Source organism: Methylobacterium sp. Leaf125 (genome assembly GCF_001423085.1).
Taxonomy (GTDB): Bacteria; Pseudomonadota; Alphaproteobacteria; order Rhizobiales; family Beijerinckiaceae; genus Methylobacterium.
In genome coordinates this window covers 65,565-82,187 of the sequence record NZ_LMNU01000034.1, presented here as the reverse complement: position 1 = coordinate 82,187, position 16,623 = coordinate 65,565, and the positions used below count along the sequence as shown (strand labels likewise).

Annotated in this window: 18 protein-coding genes; 11 read left to right on the top strand and 7 right to left on the bottom strand. The window is 68.6% G+C overall.

The features are described 5' to 3' along the window. Positions 1-78 precede the first annotated feature (78 nt). The 10 genes from bchC (at position 79) to pufC (ending at position 9,094) form a co-directional block, all read left to right on the top strand. Positions 79-1,014 (top strand): chlorophyll synthesis pathway protein BchC, encoded by a 936-nt coding sequence (gene bchC, locus ASF58_RS18850; protein ID WP_055956032.1) that lies wholly within the window; start codon positions 79-81, stop codon positions 1,012-1,014. Continuing rightward, positions 1,011-2,027, top strand: coding sequence for a chlorophyllide a reductase iron protein subunit X (locus ASF58_RS18845; RefSeq protein ID WP_055956029.1), 1,017 nt, complete (start codon positions 1,011-1,013; stop codon positions 2,025-2,027). The genes bchC and ASF58_RS18845 overlap by 4 nt, the downstream gene beginning before the upstream one ends. Positions 2,028-2,033: 6 nt before the next feature. Further along, positions 2,034-3,611: a chlorophyllide a reductase subunit Y gene (bchY, locus tag ASF58_RS18840; RefSeq protein WP_055956026.1), complete on the top strand. Its 1,578-nt coding sequence runs from the start codon at positions 2,034-2,036 to the stop codon at positions 3,609-3,611. After that, on the top strand, positions 3,611-5,077 hold the full coding sequence (bchZ, locus tag ASF58_RS18835) for a chlorophyllide a reductase subunit Z (protein ID WP_055956023.1): 1,467 nt from the start codon (positions 3,611-3,613) through the stop codon (positions 5,075-5,077). Before bchY ends, bchZ begins: the two co-directional genes overlap by 1 nt. A 134-nt stretch (positions 5,078-5,211) precedes the next feature. Beyond that, a complete protein-coding gene (locus tag ASF58_RS18830) occupies positions 5,212-5,427 on the top strand; it encodes a hypothetical protein (RefSeq protein ID WP_055956535.1) in 216 nt (71 codons plus the stop codon). Between the two features lie 152 nt (positions 5,428-5,579). Then, complete coding sequence (gene pufB / locus ASF58_RS18825) at positions 5,580-5,801, top strand: light-harvesting antenna LH1, beta subunit (RefSeq protein WP_055956020.1); 222 nt, start codon at positions 5,580-5,582, stop codon at positions 5,799-5,801. A gap of 14 nt (positions 5,802-5,815) precedes the next feature. Further along, positions 5,816-6,004: a light-harvesting antenna LH1, alpha subunit gene (gene pufA, locus ASF58_RS18820; RefSeq protein WP_055956017.1), complete on the top strand. Its 189-nt coding sequence runs from the start codon at positions 5,816-5,818 to the stop codon at positions 6,002-6,004. 112 nt (positions 6,005-6,116) lie between these two features. Beyond that, positions 6,117-6,941, top strand: a complete 825-nt coding sequence (gene pufL / locus ASF58_RS18815; protein WP_055956014.1) for a photosynthetic reaction center subunit L — start codon at positions 6,117-6,119, stop codon at positions 6,939-6,941. A 27-nt stretch (positions 6,942-6,968) separates the two neighbouring features. Beyond that, positions 6,969-7,961 carry a photosynthetic reaction center subunit M gene (gene pufM, locus ASF58_RS18810; RefSeq protein ID WP_055956011.1) on the top strand — a complete coding sequence of 331 codons (993 nt, stop codon included), beginning with the start codon at positions 6,969-6,971 and terminating at the stop codon, positions 7,959-7,961. Continuing rightward, positions 7,958-9,094 carry a photosynthetic reaction center cytochrome PufC gene (gene pufC / locus ASF58_RS18805; protein WP_055956008.1) on the top strand — a complete coding sequence of 379 codons (1,137 nt, stop codon included), beginning with the start codon at positions 7,958-7,960 and terminating at the stop codon, positions 9,092-9,094. The genes pufM and pufC overlap by 4 nt, the downstream gene beginning before the upstream one ends. A gap of 106 nt (positions 9,095-9,200) precedes the next feature. On the opposite strand, the gene ASF58_RS18800 is transcribed toward pufC, so the two are convergent. After that, positions 9,201-9,560 carry a cytochrome c family protein gene (locus ASF58_RS18800; protein WP_055956005.1) on the bottom strand — a complete coding sequence of 120 codons (360 nt, stop codon included), beginning with the start codon at positions 9,558-9,560 and terminating at the stop codon, positions 9,201-9,203. A 192-nt stretch (positions 9,561-9,752) separates the two neighbouring features. Between ASF58_RS18800 and ASF58_RS18795 the strand changes: the two genes are divergently transcribed. After that, a complete protein-coding gene (locus ASF58_RS18795) occupies positions 9,753-9,989 on the top strand; it encodes a helix-turn-helix transcriptional regulator (RefSeq protein ID WP_055956001.1) in 237 nt (78 codons plus the stop codon). Between the two features lie 95 nt (positions 9,990-10,084). Here ASF58_RS18795 and ASF58_RS18790 read toward each other — a convergent pair whose 3' ends face one another. The 6 genes from ASF58_RS18790 to ASF58_RS18765 all read right to left on the bottom strand — a co-directional run bounded on the left by ASF58_RS18790 (position 10,085) and on the right by ASF58_RS18765 (position 16,618). Continuing rightward, on the bottom strand, positions 10,085-10,888 hold the full coding sequence (locus ASF58_RS18790; RefSeq protein WP_280137564.1) for a shikimate 5-dehydrogenase: 804 nt from the start codon (positions 10,886-10,888) through the stop codon (positions 10,085-10,087). A 53-nt stretch (positions 10,889-10,941) separates the two neighbouring features. Next, a complete protein-coding gene (locus ASF58_RS18785; RefSeq protein ID WP_055955995.1) occupies positions 10,942-11,592 on the bottom strand; it encodes a hypothetical protein in 651 nt (216 codons plus the stop codon). Between the two features lie 54 nt (positions 11,593-11,646). After that, positions 11,647-11,886 (bottom strand): hypothetical protein, encoded by a 240-nt coding sequence (locus ASF58_RS18780; RefSeq protein WP_055955992.1) that lies wholly within the window; start codon positions 11,884-11,886, stop codon positions 11,647-11,649. 49 nt (positions 11,887-11,935) lie between these two features. After that, the gene (locus ASF58_RS18775; RefSeq protein ID WP_055955990.1) at positions 11,936-12,976 is read right to left on the bottom strand and encodes a formate dehydrogenase subunit gamma; all 1,041 of its coding nucleotides are present in this window, start codon (positions 12,974-12,976) and stop codon (positions 11,936-11,938) included. Positions 12,977-13,062: 86 nt separating this feature from the next. Next, entirely contained in the window at positions 13,063-13,659 is a 597-nt protein-coding gene (gene fdh3B / locus ASF58_RS18770) for a formate dehydrogenase FDH3 subunit beta (RefSeq protein ID WP_055955987.1), read from the bottom strand. Between the two features lie 16 nt (positions 13,660-13,675). Beyond that, complete coding sequence (locus ASF58_RS18765; protein WP_055955981.1) at positions 13,676-16,618, bottom strand: formate dehydrogenase subunit alpha; 2,943 nt, start codon at positions 16,616-16,618, stop codon at positions 13,676-13,678. Positions 16,619-16,623 lie beyond the last annotated feature (5 nt).

The window sequence follows — 16,623 nt, the reverse complement described above, 5'->3', positions numbered from 1 at the left end:
CAAAAGTGTCTATCTAGGATGACATAACAGGTTCGGCGCCGAACGAACCGAGTCGGTGGATGGGGGAGGGCAGGCGCGATGCAAACAGATGCCGTCGTCCTCCACGATCCCGGAATGCTCAGCCTCGAAAGCCTGCCGCTCGACGATCCCACGGCCGGCGATGCCGTCGTGGCGATCCGTTGGAGCGGCATCAGCACCGGAACCGAGCGCCTGCTCTGGTCGGGCCGGATGCCGTCGTTTCCGGGGATGGGCTACCCCCTGGTGCCCGGCTACGAGTCCGTCGGCGAGGTCGTCGAGGCCGGAGCCGGGAGCGGCGTCCGTGTCGGGCAGACCGTCTTCGTCCCCGGTGCCCGGTGCTTCGGCCCTGTCCGCGGCTTGTTCGGCGGCGCCGCCGCCCACCTGGTCAGCGCCGGCGAGCGCCTCGTTCCCATCGACACGGCTTGGGGCGAGCGCGGAACCCTGATCGCCCTGGCGGCCACGGCGCGCCACGCCCTGGCGGGGATCGACCTGCGTCGGCCGCTCCTCGTCATCGGCCACGGCGTCCTGGGGCGCCTGGTGGCGCGCATCGCCCAGGCCCTCGGCGCCACGCCGCAGGTCTGGGAAACCAACCCCGTGCGGCGCCGGAATCCGGAATCCTACCCCGTTCTCGCGCCCGAGGACGATGCACGGCGCGACTACGCCACGATCCTCGACGTCAGCGGCGATCCCGGCATCCTCGATACCGGGATCGCGCGCCTCGCCCCCGGCGGCGAACTGGTCCTCGCCGGGTTCTACGAAGGCCGTCTCGGCTTCGCCTTCGCGCCCGCCTTCCTCCGGGAAGCCCGGATCCGCGTCGCCGCGCAGTGGCGGCCGGAGGATCTCGCCGCGACCCTCGCGCTCGTCGCCGAGGACCGGCTCTGCCTCGACGACCTCATCACCCATCGGCGCCCGGCCGCGGACGCTCCGGATGCCTATCGCACGGCCTTCGGTGACGGCGGATGCCTGAAGATGATCCTGGATTGGAGAGCCGCATGAACATCCAGCTGACGAACCGGCAGCTGAACGGCGGCGCCCTGGAGGCCTCCGAGGCCCTGCGCGCCGAGGCCGGCATCGAGCCGGATCCCGTGCCCGTCGCCGCCACCAAGGCGACGCAGATCATCGCGATCTACGGCAAGGGCGGCATCGGCAAGTCGTTCACCCTGGCCAACCTCAGCTACATGATGGCCCAGCAGGGCAAGAAGGTCCTGCTGATCGGCTGCGACCCCAAGAGCGACACCACCTCGCTCCTGTTCGGCGGCCGCGCCTGCCCGACGATCATCGAGACTTCGACCAGGAAGAAGCTCGCGGGCGAACAGGTCGCCATCGGCGACGTCTGCTTCAAGCGCGACGGCGTCTACGCCATGGAGCTCGGCGGTCCCGAGGTCGGGCGCGGCTGCGGTGGTCGCGGCATCATCCACGGCTTCGAGCTCCTGGAGAAGCTCGGCTTCCACGACTGGGGGTTCGACTACGTCCTGCTCGACTTCCTCGGCGACGTGGTCTGCGGCGGCTTCGGCCTGCCGATCGCCCGCGACATGTGCCAGAAGGTCATCGTCGTCGGCTCGAACGATCTCCAGTCGCTCTACGTCGCCAACAACGTCTGCTCGGCGGTGGAATACTTCCGCAAGCTCGGCGGCAACGTCGGGGTCGGCGGTCTCGTCATCAACAAGGATGACGGCACCGGCGAGGCCCAAGCCTTCGCGGCGGCCGTGGGCATTCCGATCCTGGCCTCGATCCCGGCCGACGACGACATCCGCCGGAAGAGCGCGAATTACGAGATCATCGGGCGGCCCGAGAGCCCCTGGGGTTCCCTGTTCTCCGAACTCGCCCGGAACGTCCACGAGGCGGCGCCGAACCATCCGACGCCCCTCAGCCAGGATGGTCTCCTGGGCCTGTTCAAGGGCGAGGCCGTCGGCCGCGGCGTCACCCTGGTGCCCGCCACCTTCGAGGACATGTGCGGTACGACGCAGGTCGTGAAGCCGTCCCTCGAAGTCGTCTACGACGAGGTCTGACGCATCATGGCCGTCACCCTCGACATCGCCGCTCTTCGCGCCCGCAAGGAGCGCCCGGCCTCGACCCTGGGGGCCGTCCCGGCCTCCGCCGAGGTGGTGAACCTGGCCGCCGCGCGCGAGGACGGCCATGGCTGTCACGCCGGCAAGGATGCGATGCGGGCGGCTGCCCAGGCCGCGGGCCTGAACGAGACCCTGGACACCTATGCCCGGGACTACCCGGCCGGCCCGCACGACCAGCCCCAGAGCATGTGCCCGGCCTTCGGCTCGCTCCGGGTCGGCCTGCGGATGCGCCGCACGGCGACGATCCTCTCCGGCTCGGCCTGCTGCGTCTACGGCCTGACCTTCACCGCACATTTCTACGGGGCCAAGCGGAGCGTGGGCTACGTGCCCTTCAACTCCGAGACCCTGGTCACCGGCAAGCTGTTCGAGGATATCCGCGAGGCGGTGTTCCAGGTCGCCAAGCCGGCCGATTTCGACGCCGTCGTCGTCATCAATCTCTGCGTGCCGACCGCGTCCGGCGTGCCGCTCCGCCTGCTGCCGAAGGAGATCGACGGCGTCCGCATCATCGGCATCGACGTTCCGGGCTTCGGGGTCCCGACCCATGCCGAGGCCAAGGACGTCCTGGCCGGCGCGATGCTCAGGGTCGCGCGGACCGAGGCCGAGCAGGGGCCCGTGCAGGCGCCCCGCACCGGCCGGGCCGAGCGTCCCACCGTGGCCCTCCTCGGCGAGATGTTTCCCGCCGACCCGGTCGTGATCGGCGGCCTGCTGGAGCCGCTGGGTCTCAGTGCCGGCCCGGTAGTCCCGACGCGGGAATGGCGCGAGCTCTACGCCGCCCTGGACTGCACCGCCGTGGCGGCGATCCACCCGTTCTACACCGCGTCGCTGCGCGAATTCGCCGGCGCCGGGCGGCCGATCGTCGGTTCGGCCCCCGTCGGGCATGACGGCACCGCCGACTGGCTCGACCGGATCGGCGAGGCCTGCGCCGTGCCCCGTGCCACGGTGGAGGCGGCCAAGAACCGCGTCCTGCCGATGATCCGGGCGGCGCTCGGCGCCAATCCGATCCGGGGCCGGATCACGCTGTCGGGCTACGAGGGCTCCGAGCTGCTGGTCGCCCGGCTCCTGGTGGAGAGCGGCGCGGATCTCGCCTACGTGGGCACCGCCTGCCCGCGCACGCCGTACTCCGAGGCCGATCAGGCCTGGCTCGAGGCGCGCGGCGTCGCGGTGCGCTACCGGGCGTCCCTGGAGGACGATCTCGCAGCCCTGATGGATGTCCGGCCGGACCTCGCCATCGGCACCACGCCCGTGGTGCAGAAGGCCAAGACGCTCGGCATTCCCGCCCTCTACTTCACCAACCTGATCTCGGCCCGCCCGCTCATGGGCGTGGCGGGCGCCGGCTCGCTGGCGAAAGTCATCAACGCCGCCCTCGGCAACCGCGCGCGCTTCGATGCCATGCGGGACTTCTTCGACGGCGTCGGCGAGGGCCATGCCGCCGGCATCTGGGAAGACGTGCCGACGCTTCGTCGCAACGTCGCCGCGGCGGTCCGGCCGAAACCGACCCACGATCCGATCGGGGAGATGGCCTGATGCTCGTCCTCGATCACGACCGGGCCGGCGGGTACTGGGGCGCCGTCTACGTCTTCACCGCGGTCAAGGGTCTGCAGGTCGTCATCGACGGCCCGGTGGGCTGCGAGAACCTGCCGGTGACCTCGGTGCTGCACTACACCGACGCGCTGCCGCCGCACGAATTGCCCATCGTGGTCACGGGCCTGGCCGAGGAGGAACTCGGCCGCCACGGCACCGAGGCCGCGATGAAGCGGGCCCACGCCACCCTCGACCCGGCCCAGCCGAGCGTGGTCGTCACCGGCTCCATCGCCGAGATGATCGGCGGCGGCGTGACCCCGGAGGGCACCAATCTCCAGCGCTTCCTGCCGCGCACCATCGACGAGGACCAGTGGCAGGCCGCCGACCGCGCCATGGCGTGGCTCTGGAACGAGTACGGCGCCAAGCGCTTCGCCAAGAAGGGCATCCCCGCGCGGCCGCCCCGCCAGGAGGGCGTGAAGCCGCGGGTGAACCTGATCGGGCCGGCCTACGGCACCTTCAACATGCCCTCCGACCTCGCCGAGATCCGCCGCCTGGTGGAGGGCATCGGCGCCGAGGTGAACCTCGTCTTCCCCCTGGGCTCGCATCTGGCCGATGTCCCGGCCCTGGTGAATGCCGACGCCAATATCTGCCTCTATCGCGAGTTCGGCCGGCTGCTCTGCGAGGCCCTCGAGCGCCCCTACTTCCAGGCGCCCATCGGCATCCACTCGACGACGCGGTTCCTGCGGGCCCTGGGCGAGGCCCTCGGCCTGGACCCGGAGCCGTTCATCGCGCGGGAGAAGCACACGACCATCAAGCCGGTCTGGGATCTCTGGCGCTCGGTGACGCAGGACTTCTTCGGCACGGCGAGTTTCGGGATCGTGGCCTCTGAGACCTACGCCCGGGGTGTCCGGCACTTCCTCGCGGACGAGATGGGGCTGCCCTGTCATTTTTCGGAGTGCCGCACGGCGGGTGCCAAGACCGACAACGCCGCCATTCGCGAGATGATCGCGAAGAACCCGCCCCTGGTGCTGTTCGGCTCCTTCAACGAGCGGATGTACGCCGCCGAGGCCGGGGCCCGCGCGGTCTTCGTGCCGGCCTCCTTCCCGGGCGCGATCATCCGGCGGCACACGGGCACGCCCTTCATGGGGTTCGCGGGTGCGACCTACCTCGTCCAGGAGGTCTGCAACGCCCTGTTCGACATGCTCTTCCACATCCTGCCGCTCGCCCGCGACATGGACCAGGTCGAGCCGACGCCGTCGCGGCTCCACCGGGAGTTGCCCTGGGACGAGGCCGCCCGGGCCCGTCTCGACGAACTCGTCGAGGCCCATCCGGTGCTGGTGCGGATCTCGGCGGCCAAGCGCCTGCGTGATGCGGCCGAGCGCGTCGCGCGCGGCGAGGGCACGGCCCGCGTGGTCGCCCACCATGTCGAGCGCGCCCGCGCCGAAGCCCGCCTGGGGGCCGCCGCATGAGCGCGCATCCCGTCCCGGGCACCCATTCCCTTTCCGGCTGGAACGGCGCGGCGCCGTCCGACCGGTCGATGCCGACCCCGCGCGTCCCGACCCGGATGCGTCCCGCCGCGGAATGCCAGGAGGAGACCCATCCCATGCAACGTTCGCTGAATCCGGTGTCGCGCCTGCATCAGGACGAGGTCCAGTTCCGGATCATCCTGGCCAGCACCTATCCGTTCTTCCTCATCGCCGCCCTGGTGCAGCGCGTGATCCCGCAGGCCCGGACGGCGCTGCCGCAGCGGCGGCGCTCGGTCTTCGCCGAGGCCCGCGCGATGGCCGTCTCGGCCATCCCCTTCGTCTTCATGGGCTGACTTCGTCCTCGGGACGAGGCGTTCCGCCCGCCCCCGATCGACCTCCCGTCCGAACAGGCGGGAAGGACCGCCGAGGCCGCTCCGCGCGGTCCGGTGACACCCACCGTACCCGGACGTGCGGGCGCGGCTAGTCAAAGCGGAGGTTTGAACCAATGGCCAATGGCATTGTCGAGAAACCGAGCAGCCTGTCCGGGCTGACGGAACCGGAAGCCAAGGAGTTCCACGCGATCTTCTTGACCAGCTTCATCATCTTCACGGCGATCGCCGTGGTCGCCCACATCCTGGTGTGGCTGTGGCGTCCGTGGCTGCCCGGACCGAAGGGCTACGCTGCCCTCGAGACGGCGGCCCAGGGCGTCGTCTCCCTGCTCTCCTGAGAAGGACCCTCATCATGCACAAGGTCTGGCTTCTCTTCGATCCGCGCCGCACGCTGGTGGCGCTCTTCACCTTCCTCTTCATTCTGGCGCTGCTGATCCACTTCATCTTGCTCAGCACCGACCGGTTCAACTGGCTGGAAGGCCCCAAGGCGCCGCGGGCCGCCGACGCGCAGACGCTGGTCCTGCCGACGATGCCCGCCTGACAGGCGCGGCCTCGACAGCAGAGGACCTCGAACACGGATGATCGGCGGGCGGGCGCCAAGGCCCCCCGTCGATCATCGCGGAGACTCGTGATGGTGGGCCCGGGAGGTCGCGATGGCGATGCTGAGTTTTGAGCGAAAATACCGCATCCGCGGCGGCACGCTGGTCGGCGGCGACCTGTTCGATTTCTGGGTCGGGCCGTTCTACGTCGGCTTCTTCGGCGTCACGACGCTGTTCTTCTCGGTGCTTGGCACGGCACTGATCATCTACGGGGCGGCGCTCGGACCGACCTGGAACATCTGGCAGATCAACATCGCACCGCCCGACCTGAAATACGGGCTCGCCCTGGCGCCGCTCCAGGAGGGCGGCCTCTGGCAGATCATCACCTTCTGCGCCGTCGGCGCGTTCTCGTCCTGGGCCCTGCGCGAGGTCGAGATCTGCCGGAAGCTCGGCATCGGCTACCACGTCCCCTTCGCCTTCGCGGTGGCGATCTTCGCCTACGTGACGCTGGTGGTGATCCGGCCGCTGCTGATGGGCGCCTGGGGACACGGGTTCCCGTACGGCATCCTCTCGCACCTCGATTGGGTCTCGAACACCGGCTACCAGTACCTGCACTTCCACTACAATCCCGCGCACATGCTGGCGGTGACGTTCTTCTTCACCACGACGCTCGCGCTCTCGCTGCACGGCTCGCTGATCCTGTCCTCGACCAATCCGGGCAAGGGCGAGGTGGTGAAGACCCCCGAGCACGAGGACACCTTCTTCCGCGACACCATCGGCTACTCGATCGGCACGCTGGGCATCCACCGGCTCGGCCTGTTCCTGGCGCTGTCGGCTGGCTTCTGGAGCGCCGTCTGCATCGTCATCAGCGGTCCGTTCTGGACCCGCGGCTGGCCCGAATGGTGGGGCTGGTGGCTCAATCTCCCCGTCTGGCGCTGATCTCCGAAGAGGGAGGCTCGTGACCCCATGGCCTACTACCAGAACATCTTCTCCGAAGTGCAGGTCCGACCGACCCAGCCGGAACACGGCATCCCGGTGGATGTCGACAAGCGCTGGGGCACGCCGTTCAACTCCTACCTGTTCGGCCTCATCGGCAACGCGCAGGTCGGCCCGATCTATATCGGCTACCTCGGCGCCCTCTCCTTCGCCTGCGGGCTGATCGCCTTCGAGATCATCGGTCTCAACATGTGGGCGAGCGTGAACTGGGATCCGATCCAGTTCGTGCGCCAGCTGCCCTGGCTGGCCCTCGAGCCGCCCCGCCCGCAATACGGCCTGAAGGTGCTGCCGCCCCTCGCCGAGGGCGGCTGGTGGCTGATCGCCGGATTCTTCCTAACCGCCTCGATCCTGCTCTGGTGGCTGCGGCTGTTCCGCCGCGCCAAGGCGCTGGGCCTCGGCTACCACGTGCCCTGGGCCTTCGCCTCCGCGATCTGGCTGTTCCTGGTGCTCGGCTTCATCCGCCCGGTGCTGATGGGCTCCTGGAGCGAGGCCGTCCCGTTCGGCATCTTCCCGCACCTCGACTGGACCGCCGCGTTCTCGCTGCGGTACGGCAACCTGTTCTACAATCCCTTCCACATGCTCTCGATCGTCTTCCTCTACGGGTCGACGCTGCTCTTCGCGATGCATGGCGGCACCATCCTGGCGGTGAGCCGCTTCGGCGGCGAGCGCGAGATCGACCAGATCGTCGACCGCGGCACCGCCACCGAGCGCGCCGCCCTGTTCTGGCGCTGGACCATGGGCTTCAACGCCACCATGGAATCGGTCCACCGCTGGGCCTGGTGGTTCGCCGTGCTGACGACGCTCACCGGCGGCATCGGAATCCTGCTCACCGGAACGGTGGTCGACAATTGGTACCTCTGGGCGGTCAAGCACGGCGTCGCCCCGTCCTACCCGCAGGTCTATCCGCCGGTCATCGATCCGCTGAGTGTGCCGCCCACCACCATGCCCGGGGGAGCTCCATGAAGACCTTCTTCACCGTCCTCGGCGCGTCCATCGCCTTCTTCCTCACGGTGGCGATGGTCGGTCTGACCGATTGGGACCGGCCGCCGCTGGCGGTCCATCAGAACGGATTTCGCGGGACCGCGATGGCGCAGGTCCACACTCGCGAAGCCGTCGAGGACATCCGGGACGCCAACCGCGCGCCGGCGCCCGCCGATCCGGCCGAGCCCGGCGAGGAGCTTGCCGGCACGACCTACGAGAACGTCCAGGTTCTCAAGAACGTCAGCGTCAACGAGTTCAATCGGCTGATGGCTTCGATGACCGAATGGGTCAGCCCCGAGCAGGGCTGCACCTACTGTCACAACACCGAGAACATGGCCGACGACAGCCTGTACCAGAAGAAGGTCGCCCGCCGGATGCTGCAGATGACGCAGCACATCAACAGTTCCTGGAAGGAGAACCACGTCGGCGGGGCGGGCGTGACCTGCTACACCTGCCACCGGGGGCAACCGGTGCCGGCCAATATCTGGTTCACCCAGCCGGGTCCCAATCGCCCGGGCGGCTTCATCGCCCGCAACAACGGGCAGAACCTGGCCGCGCCGTCGGTCGGCCTGGCGTCGCTGCCCTACGACACCCTGACCGAGTACCTCGCCGACAAGACCATCGACAACAACGCGATCCGGGTGAACGCCACGACGGCGCTGCCGACGAGCAAGGGCAAGCCGATCCAGGATGCCGAGAAGACCTACGGGCTGATGATCCACATGTCGGAGGGACTGGGGGTCAACTGTACCTTCTGTCACAACACCCGCGCGATCTCGAACTGGTCACAGAGCACGCCGCAACGGACCACCGCTTGGCACGGCATCCGGATGGTGCGGGACATCAACGGCAATTACCTCGAGCCGCTGCTCTCGACCTTCCCGCCGAACCGCCTCGGCGCCCTCGGTGACGTGCCGAAGGTCAATTGCACCACCTGCCACAACGGCGTGAGCAAGCCCCTGAACGGGGCGCACGTGGTCGAGGCCTATCCCGAACTCGCCAAGTCGACCGAGACGGCGAATGCGGCCGATCCGCAGGCTCCTGTCACGGCACCGCCCGTCACGACCTCGCCCGCTCCGGATCAGCCCGCGATGCCCGCCCCGGCGCCGCAATAAGCCGGCGGCGCGCCCATCAGACGCGAAACGCCGCCGGACGGACATCCGGCGGCGTTTCGACGGTCAGGAACGATCAGGCAGAAGCGTCGCTTCGTGCCGCGACCGATTACTTCTTGGATGCGAGGTAGGCGATCACATCGTCGATCTTCTTGTCGTCGGGATAGCCGGCAAAGACCATCTTCGTGCCCGGGACCTTCGCCTTCGGGTTCTTCAGCCACTCGTGCAGATTGGCTTCATCCCAGGTGATCCCGGACCCCTTGAGGGCGGCGGAATAGTTGTAGCCTTCCTCCGACGCAGCCTTGCGGCCGACGACGCCCGTCAGGTTCGGCCCGACGCCGTTCTTGCCGAAGGCGTGGCAGGCTTTGCAGGGTGCGAACGCCTTCTCACCCGCCGCGGCATCACCCTCTGCATGCGCGGCCATGGGGAGCAGGGCGGCAAACAGAGCACCGTAGATCATGTATCGCATGGGGTTTCCTCGCAGATCGTTCTGGTGGCGAGGAGTAGCTAAAGCTCCGCTTCTAAAAGTAATGCGGACCGTGTCGAATATCACGCGAACGTGATCGGTCGGGATGGATTAAGGCGCGACCGCGTATGGTCGGGATTGTCGGCGCGCCTACCCTTAAGCGCCTGCGCGAAATCCATCGCCTCAGGTGGAGCCATGCCGGTCCGACCCGCCGACGTCTGCCAATTCCTCGATCGCACCGGCTGGAGCCAAGCGCGTCTCGCCTGGGAACTGGGGATCAACCAGCCGCGGATCTCGCGTTTCATCAACGGCATGAAGAAACCCAATCCGGACCTTGTGCGTGCCCTGGAAACCTTCTTTGCGGAGGACGCGCTCGCCCGCGTCGCGACGCGGACGGGCGACGGGGATCGGTCCGCCCATCCGCACGCCTAAGCCCCTGTCTGCGGGACGCCCCGATCGATGCCGTTCCGGCATCGCTCCCTCCCGTCTTCGCGTCGGACGGCCGCCCGAAGCGCGCCGTCGCCCGGTCAGGTCCGGGCGTAGGCGGCCGCATCCGCCACCTGGGCGGATGTGGGCCGCACGCCGGTGTAGCGGACGAACTGTTCGAGGCCCTGCAGGACCAGGACCTCGTGTCCGGTGATCGACGGCGTCCCGAGGCGTTCCGCCGCCTGCAGGAACGGGGTCCGTGCGGGCAGGGCGACCACATCGAAGGCGATCGCGGCGGCGGCGATGGCCGTCTCCGGAAAGGCCAGGGCCGCCGCATCCGGGCCCTCCATGCCGAGGGGGGTGACGTTGATGAGGAGCGGCGCCGTGCGGTCGCCGAGCTCGGTCGCATGGGCGAAGCCGTAGCGCTGCGCCAGGGCGGCCCCGGCCGCCGCGTTGCGCGCGACGACCGTCCCGTGGCGAAAGCCGGAATCGCGCAGGGCCGCCACGACCGCCTTGGCCATCCCGCCGGACCCCCGCAACACGAATGCCGTCGACGGATCGATGGCGTGCTGGGCCAGCAGGGCGCGCACCGCGAGGTAGTCGGTGTTGGCGCCGGTCAGCGTGCCGTTGTCGTTGACGATGGTGTTGACGCTGTCGATTGCCCGCGCGGACGGGTCGAGGGCGTCGAGGAGCGGGATTACCGCCTCCTTGAAGGGCATCGAGACCGCGCAGCCGCGAATGCCGAGCGCGCGGATGCCGGCGATCGCCCCGGGGAGGTCGGTGGTCGCGAACGCCTTGTAGACGTAGTCGAGCCCGAGCAGCGCGTAGAGCCGGTTGTGAAACCGCGACCCGAAATGCCCCGGTCGCGCCGACAGGGACATGCAGAGGGTGGTGTCCCGCCCGATCGGGGGACGCTCGGGACAACGCCTGTCCGCGTCGTCCGCCCTCCCGTCCAGGCTCAGGGCTGCGATCCCGCGTAGAACTTCGGGTTCAAGGCGGCGAGCGCCAGCAGGGGCGGGGGCATGACGACGCCAGCGACCCGCATGGCACGCGCCGCCGCGCGGCAGGCGGTCTGGTCGTTCGCGCCGGCGGCCGTCTCGAGCTGCGCAATCACGGCCGGATCCGGCTTCGGGCTCGGGGCCGGTGCACCGGGCGGCGGCGGAGACTTGGCCGAAGCATTGGCCTGGGTCATGACCGTCTTGCCGTCGCTGACGGGCGCCCGCGTATCGCTGGTCGGCGCCTTGGTGTCGCCGGCCGGCGCCTTCGCCTCGGTAGACGGCGCCTTGGTGTCGCTGGACGGCGCCTTGGTGTCGGCGTTCGTGGGTCCGCTCAGGCCGGATTTCTGCTGCGGTTCACCCGCGCCCGTCGAGGGCTGCCCCTCGCTCTTGCCGGAGGAATTGGAGACGGCGGTCGCCTGCTTCGCCGGTGTGGCGGCCTCCTGTTTCTTCTCCTCCGGCTTCTGCACGAAGGCGACCAATTCCTGGCACAGGTTCGCCGGCCCCTTCGCGGGGGCCGCCGCCGGGGCGGGCGCCGCATCCTGGGCGAAGGCCGCGGGCGCCACGAGGCAGCTCGACAGGAGCAGCGCGGCGAAGGGCAGGCGTCGGATCATCTTCGGTCCCCTGTGGTCCGGGCGCTTCGTTGGGTTCGGCGATCGCAGGATGGATCAGGACCGCTTCGGGTGGGAGGGCTCACCGGTCGCCTTGCCGTGTGCCGATTCCCCGGTGTCGTTCGTGCGCGGATCGCCGTTCCACTTGTCGCCCACGAGATTGGTGCCCGGCTCCGACACGCGGGCGCCCGACGTCGCGAAGGCCTGGTAGGCGAACTTCTGATTGCTCGTCAGGGCGTACATGGCGACGACGCCGAGCCCGATGGCCGCGATGACGGCGAGGATGAAGGCTTTCATGGTCTGGTTCCCCGTCGCCGTGCCGGCGTCCTCAGGCAGCGTTGGAAGGTCACTCGGCCGCGGCGGGGTGGCGCCCGGTCAGCTGCGGACCGCTGGCGGTCTTGGCCTGCTCCTGCTCCACCCAGAGATCGTGGTGCGCGCGCGCCCAGGCGAGATCGACCTTGCCGCTGCCCATGGCGTCGTAGGCGCCCTTCATGCCGAGCGTGCCGATGTAGATGTGCGCCAGGATGCCGGCGATGAAGGTGATGCCGATCAGCGAGTGGATCACCTGCATGACCTGCATGCCGTTGATGTCCAGCAGCGCGAACGGGAACAGCATCATCAGGCCGGTCAGGCTCATGGCGACGCCGAAGCCGGCGACCATCCAGAACACGCCCTTCTGGCCCGCGTTGAAGCGCGCGGCATGGGGGTGCTTGTTGCCGATGAAGCCGCCGCCAGCCTTGATCCAGGCCCAGTCCAGGCGGTTGGGGATGTTGTCCTTGATCCAGACCACGAACATCATCACCACGCCGAACATGAACGGCCAAGCCAGGTAGACGTGGCTGTACTTCGCCCATTGCGCCAGGGCGCCGAAGGCCTCGGGGCCGATCAGCGGCATCAGCAGGCGCTTGCCGAAGATGTAGTTCAGGCCCGAGAGCGAGAGGATGATGAAGCACACGGCCGTCATCCAGTGGGTGAAGCGCTCGAAGGTGTTGAAGCGCAGGATCTTGCGGCCGGATTCCTGGCTGTGCTCGGTCAGGATGCGCCCGCGCCAGAGGAAGAACGCGCCCAGCGCGCCGATCATGCCGAGGATGAAGGCGGCACCGATCCACGGCAGGTAGTGCTCGCGGAACGACTGGTACTCGCGCCCCTGCGGCTGGATCAGGTTCGCGGCCTTCCGGTCCGGGATGCTGATCCGGCCGGTGATCTTGTCCGCGTTCTTGAAGAGAAACTCTTCGTTCACCGAATCCGCCGTGGGCTTGGCGCCCATGGGGTTCTGCCCGTCCTGCGTGATCGGATTCTGGGCCTGCGCCGGTTCGAACGCTGCCGGCGCGGCCAGGAGCGTCGTCGCGACGACGAGGGTGCTGAGGAGCGTAACTGCCCGCCGCATCGGCGTTCCTTTCGATGGCGTGTCGCCCGATGGCGTGTCGTCTGGGAGCCGCCGGACGGCCGCCGGCTCCAGGGGCGAGGGGGCGATCAGATCGCCACGGTCTCGCGGTAGGCCGTCTTCCAGCCCCAGGCGCCGGAACCGTAGCCGCGCTTGATCACGCGCTGCTTGTAGATCTCGGCGATCATCTCGCCGTCGCCGGCGAGCAGGGCCTTGGTCGAGCACATCTCGGCGCAGAGCGGCAGCTTGCCCTCGGCGAGGCGGTTCGAGCCGTACTTCTCGTACTCGGCCACCGACAGGTCCGGCTCCGGTCCACCCGAGCAGTAGGTGCACTTGTCCATCTTGCCGCGCGAGCCGAAGTTTCCGACGCGCGGATACTGGGGCGCGCCGAAGGGGCAGGCATAGAAGCAGTAGCCGCAGCCGATGCAGATATCCTTGGAGTGCAGCACCACGGCGTCGGCCGTGGTGTAGAAGCAGTTCACCGGGCAGACTGCGGCGCAGGGCGCGTCGGTGCAGTGCATGCAGGCCATCGAGACCGAGCGCTCGCCGGGCTTGCCGTCGTTCAGCGTGACCACGCGACGGCGGTTGATGCCCCAGGGCACCTCGTGCTCGTTCTTGCAGGCGGTGACGCAGGCGTTGCACTCGATGCAACGGTCGGCGTCACAGAGGAACTTCATACGGGCCATGGTCGATGCGCTCCTCTCACGCGGCCTTGATCTGGCATAGGGTACACTTCGTCTCCTGCATGCCCGTCACAGGATCGAAGCCGTAGGTGGTGACCGAGTTGACGCTCTCGCCGAGCACCACCGGGTCGGTGCCCTTCGGGTAGTAGTCGCGCATGTCCTTGCCGTCGTACCAACCCGAGAAGTGGAAGGGCATGAACGCGACGCCCTTGCCGACGCGGTCGGTGACGAGCGCCTTGACCTTGGCCTTCGAGCTGTTCTCGGCGCCGGTGACCCAGACCCAGGACCCGTCCTTGATGCCGCGGTCGGCGGCATCGCCGGTGTTGATCTCGACGAACATGTCCTGCTGCAGCTCGGCGAGCCACGGGTTCGACCGGGTCTCCTCGCCGCCGCCCTCGTATTCCACGAGGCGGCCCGAGGTGAGGATGATGGGGAAGTCGCGCGCCACGTTGCGCTCGACCGCCGCCTTCTGCACCGACAGGCCGATGTTCGGCATGCGGAACTGCCGCTCGTCCGGCCGGGTGGGGTACTTCGCCACCAGGTCCGGCCGCGGCGAGTAGACCGGCTCGCGGTGCACCGGCACCGGATCGGGCAGGTTCCAGGCATTCGCCCGGGCCTTGCCGTTGCCGAACGGGATCACGCCGTGGTCGAGGCAGACCCGCTGGATGCCGCCCGACAGGTCGGTGGCCCAGCTCACGGTGTCGGGCTTGTCGCCGCCGATCTTCAGGATCGTGGCGAGTTCGTCCGCCGTCAGGTCCTTGTCCCAGCCCAGCTTCTTGAACACCCCGAAGGTGAATTCCGGGTAGCCGTCGGTGAGGTCCGAATCCTTGGTGAAGCTGTCCTCGGCCAGCAGGGTCTGGCCGTTGCGCTCGGTGCCGAAGCGGGCCCGGAAGGTGCTGCCGCCGTCCTTCACGTGCAGCGACGTGTTGTAGAGGATCGCCGAACCGGGATGGCGCAGCTCGGGTTTGCCCCAGCACGGCCAGGGCAGGCCGTAATAGTCGCCGCCCACCTCCGGGTCGTCCTTGGGCGCCCGAAGGGTGATGAGATCGAACTTGTGCTGGTTGCGCATGTGCGCCTTCAGCCGCTCGGGGCTCTGGCCGCAATAGCCGGTCGACCAGCCGCCACGGTTGATCTCGCGCAGCAGGTCCTCCGCGGACGGGACGTTGTTCTCGACCTTGATGTTCTTGAACAGCGTCTCGGCGAAGCCGAGCTTCTTGGCCAGGAGGTAGAGCACCTCGTAGTCGTTCTTCGATTCGAAGGCCGGCTTCACGATCTGCTCGCCCCATTGCAGCGAGCGGTTCGAGGCCGTGCGGGAGCCTTCCATCTCAAGGGAGGTACAGATCGGCAGCAGGTAGGTGTTGTCCTGCCGGGCATCGAGGGCCGCGAAGGTGGTCGGGTGCGGATCGGCGACCACCAGCAGCTCGAGCTTGTTCATGCCCTCGATCGCCTCGGGCAGGCGGGTCACGGTGTTGCCACCGTGGCCGAACACCATGAACGCCTTGATCGGGCTGCGCTGGTCGATCTGCTCCGGCGGCAGGTTCACGGCGTCGAACCAGCGCGTCGAGGTGATGCCGGGCGCTTCCATGTTCTCCTTGCGCGAGCGGGCCTTGCGGCCGGCCACGGCGGGAACCTCGTCGAAGCGGGACTGCAGCCACTCGTAGGGCACGTCCCAGACGCGGGCCCAATGGCGCCAGCCGCCCTCAACGAGACCGTAGTAGAGCGGAAGCGAGGTGACATCGAGGCCGAGATCGGTCGCGCCCTGCACGTTGGTGTGGCCGCGGAAGATGTTCGCGCCGGTGCCGGGCTTGCCGACGTTGCCGGTGGCCAGACACAGGATGCATAGGGCGCGCACGTTGGCGGTGCCGACCGTGTGCTGGGTGGCGCCCATGCACCAGATCAGGGTCGCGGGCTTCTCCTTGGCGAACTTCTCCGCCACCCGGCGCAGCTGCTCGCCCGGCACGCCGGAGACGCGCTCGACCTCCTCGGGCGTCCACTTGGCGACTTCCTTGCGGACGTCGTCCATGGCGTAGACGCGCTGGCTGATGAACTCCTTGTCCTCCCAGCCATTCTGGAAGACGTGCCAGAGGATGCCCCAGACCACCGGGATGTCGGTGCCGGAGCGGATGCGCACGTACTCGGTGGCGTGGGCGGCGGTGCGGGTGAAGCGCGGATCGATGACGATCATGTTCGCGCGGTTGATCTCCTTGCCGGACAGCACGTGCTGCATGGAGATCGGGTGCGCCTCGGCGGGGTTGCCGCCCAGGATGATCATCGTCTTGGCGTTGCGGATGTCGTTGTAGGAATTGGTCTGGGCGCCGTAACCCCAGGTGTTGGCGACGCCCGCCACCGTGGTCGAGTGACAGATGCGCGCCTGGTGATCGACGGAGTTGGTGCCCCAGAAGGCACCGAACTTGCGCATCAGGTACGCCGCTTCGTTGGTGAACTTGGCGGAGCCGAGCCAATAGACCGAGTCCGCGCCGTTCTTCTCGCGGATGGCGCCGAGCTTGTCGCCGATCTCCTCGATCGCCTGTTCCCAGGAGACGCGCTGCCACTGCCCGCCGACGAGCTTCATCGGGTATTTCAGGCGGCGGTCGGACGAGACCAGCTCACGGATGGCCGCGCCCTTGGCGCAGTGGGTGCCGCGGTTGATCGGGCTCGCGTAGGACGGCTCCTGGCCGACCCAGACGCCGTTCACCACCTCGGCCGTCACGGTGCAGCCGACGGAGCAGTGGGTGCAGACGTTCTTCTTGATCTGCACGTCCGGCGCCGTGGCCGAGGACCCGGCCGCGCGCGCCTGACGCACCGACCCGAGCTGGATCGTGCCGGCCGCCGCGAGGGCGCCGGCGGTCAGGCCCGACTTCTTCAGGAAGCCACGCCGGTCGAGCACGCCGGCCGCGAGGCCCGCGGCGACGGCCTGATGCTTGGTGCGGCTCGCCTCGCCGCTCTTGCGCTTGGTCAGCATCGCAG

Bases quoted from the DNA above. Each gene is read 5' to 3' on its own strand.
- bchC (WP_055956032.1), top strand. From the start codon at position 79: ATGCAAACAGATGCCGTCGTCCTCCACGATCCCGGAATGCTCAGCCTC.
- ASF58_RS18845 (WP_055956029.1), top strand. From the start codon at position 1,011: ATGAACATCCAGCTGACGAACCGGCAGCTGAACGGCGGCGCCCTGGAG.
- bchY (WP_055956026.1), top strand. From the start codon at position 2,034: ATGGCCGTCACCCTCGACATCGCCGCTCTTCGCGCCCGCAAGGAGCGC.
- bchZ (WP_055956023.1), top strand. From the start codon at position 3,611: ATGCTCGTCCTCGATCACGACCGGGCCGGCGGGTACTGGGGCGCCGTC.
- ASF58_RS18830 (WP_055956535.1), top strand. From the start codon at position 5,212: ATGCAACGTTCGCTGAATCCGGTGTCGCGCCTGCATCAGGACGAGGTC.
- pufB (WP_055956020.1), top strand. From the start codon at position 5,580: ATGGCCAATGGCATTGTCGAGAAACCGAGCAGCCTGTCCGGGCTGACG.
- pufA (WP_055956017.1), top strand. From the start codon at position 5,816: ATGCACAAGGTCTGGCTTCTCTTCGATCCGCGCCGCACGCTGGTGGCG.
- pufL (WP_055956014.1), top strand. From the start codon at position 6,117: ATGGCGATGCTGAGTTTTGAGCGAAAATACCGCATCCGCGGCGGCACG.
- pufM (WP_055956011.1), top strand. From the start codon at position 6,969: ATGGCCTACTACCAGAACATCTTCTCCGAAGTGCAGGTCCGACCGACC.
- pufC (WP_055956008.1), top strand. From the start codon at position 7,958: ATGAAGACCTTCTTCACCGTCCTCGGCGCGTCCATCGCCTTCTTCCTC.
- ASF58_RS18800 (WP_055956005.1), bottom strand. From the start codon at position 9,560: ATGCGATACATGATCTACGGTGCTCTGTTTGCCGCCCTGCTCCCCATG.
- ASF58_RS18795 (WP_055956001.1), top strand. From the start codon at position 9,753: ATGCCGGTCCGACCCGCCGACGTCTGCCAATTCCTCGATCGCACCGGC.
- ASF58_RS18785 (WP_055955995.1), bottom strand. From the start codon at position 11,592: ATGATCCGACGCCTGCCCTTCGCCGCGCTGCTCCTGTCGAGCTGCCTC.
- ASF58_RS18780 (WP_055955992.1), bottom strand. From the start codon at position 11,886: ATGAAAGCCTTCATCCTCGCCGTCATCGCGGCCATCGGGCTCGGCGTC.
- ASF58_RS18775 (WP_055955990.1), bottom strand. From the start codon at position 12,976: ATGCGGCGGGCAGTTACGCTCCTCAGCACCCTCGTCGTCGCGACGACG.
- fdh3B (WP_055955987.1), bottom strand. From the start codon at position 13,659: ATGGCCCGTATGAAGTTCCTCTGTGACGCCGACCGTTGCATCGAGTGC.
- ASF58_RS18765 (WP_055955981.1), bottom strand. From the start codon at position 16,618: ATGCTGACCAAGCGCAAGAGCGGCGAGGCGAGCCGCACCAAGCATCAG.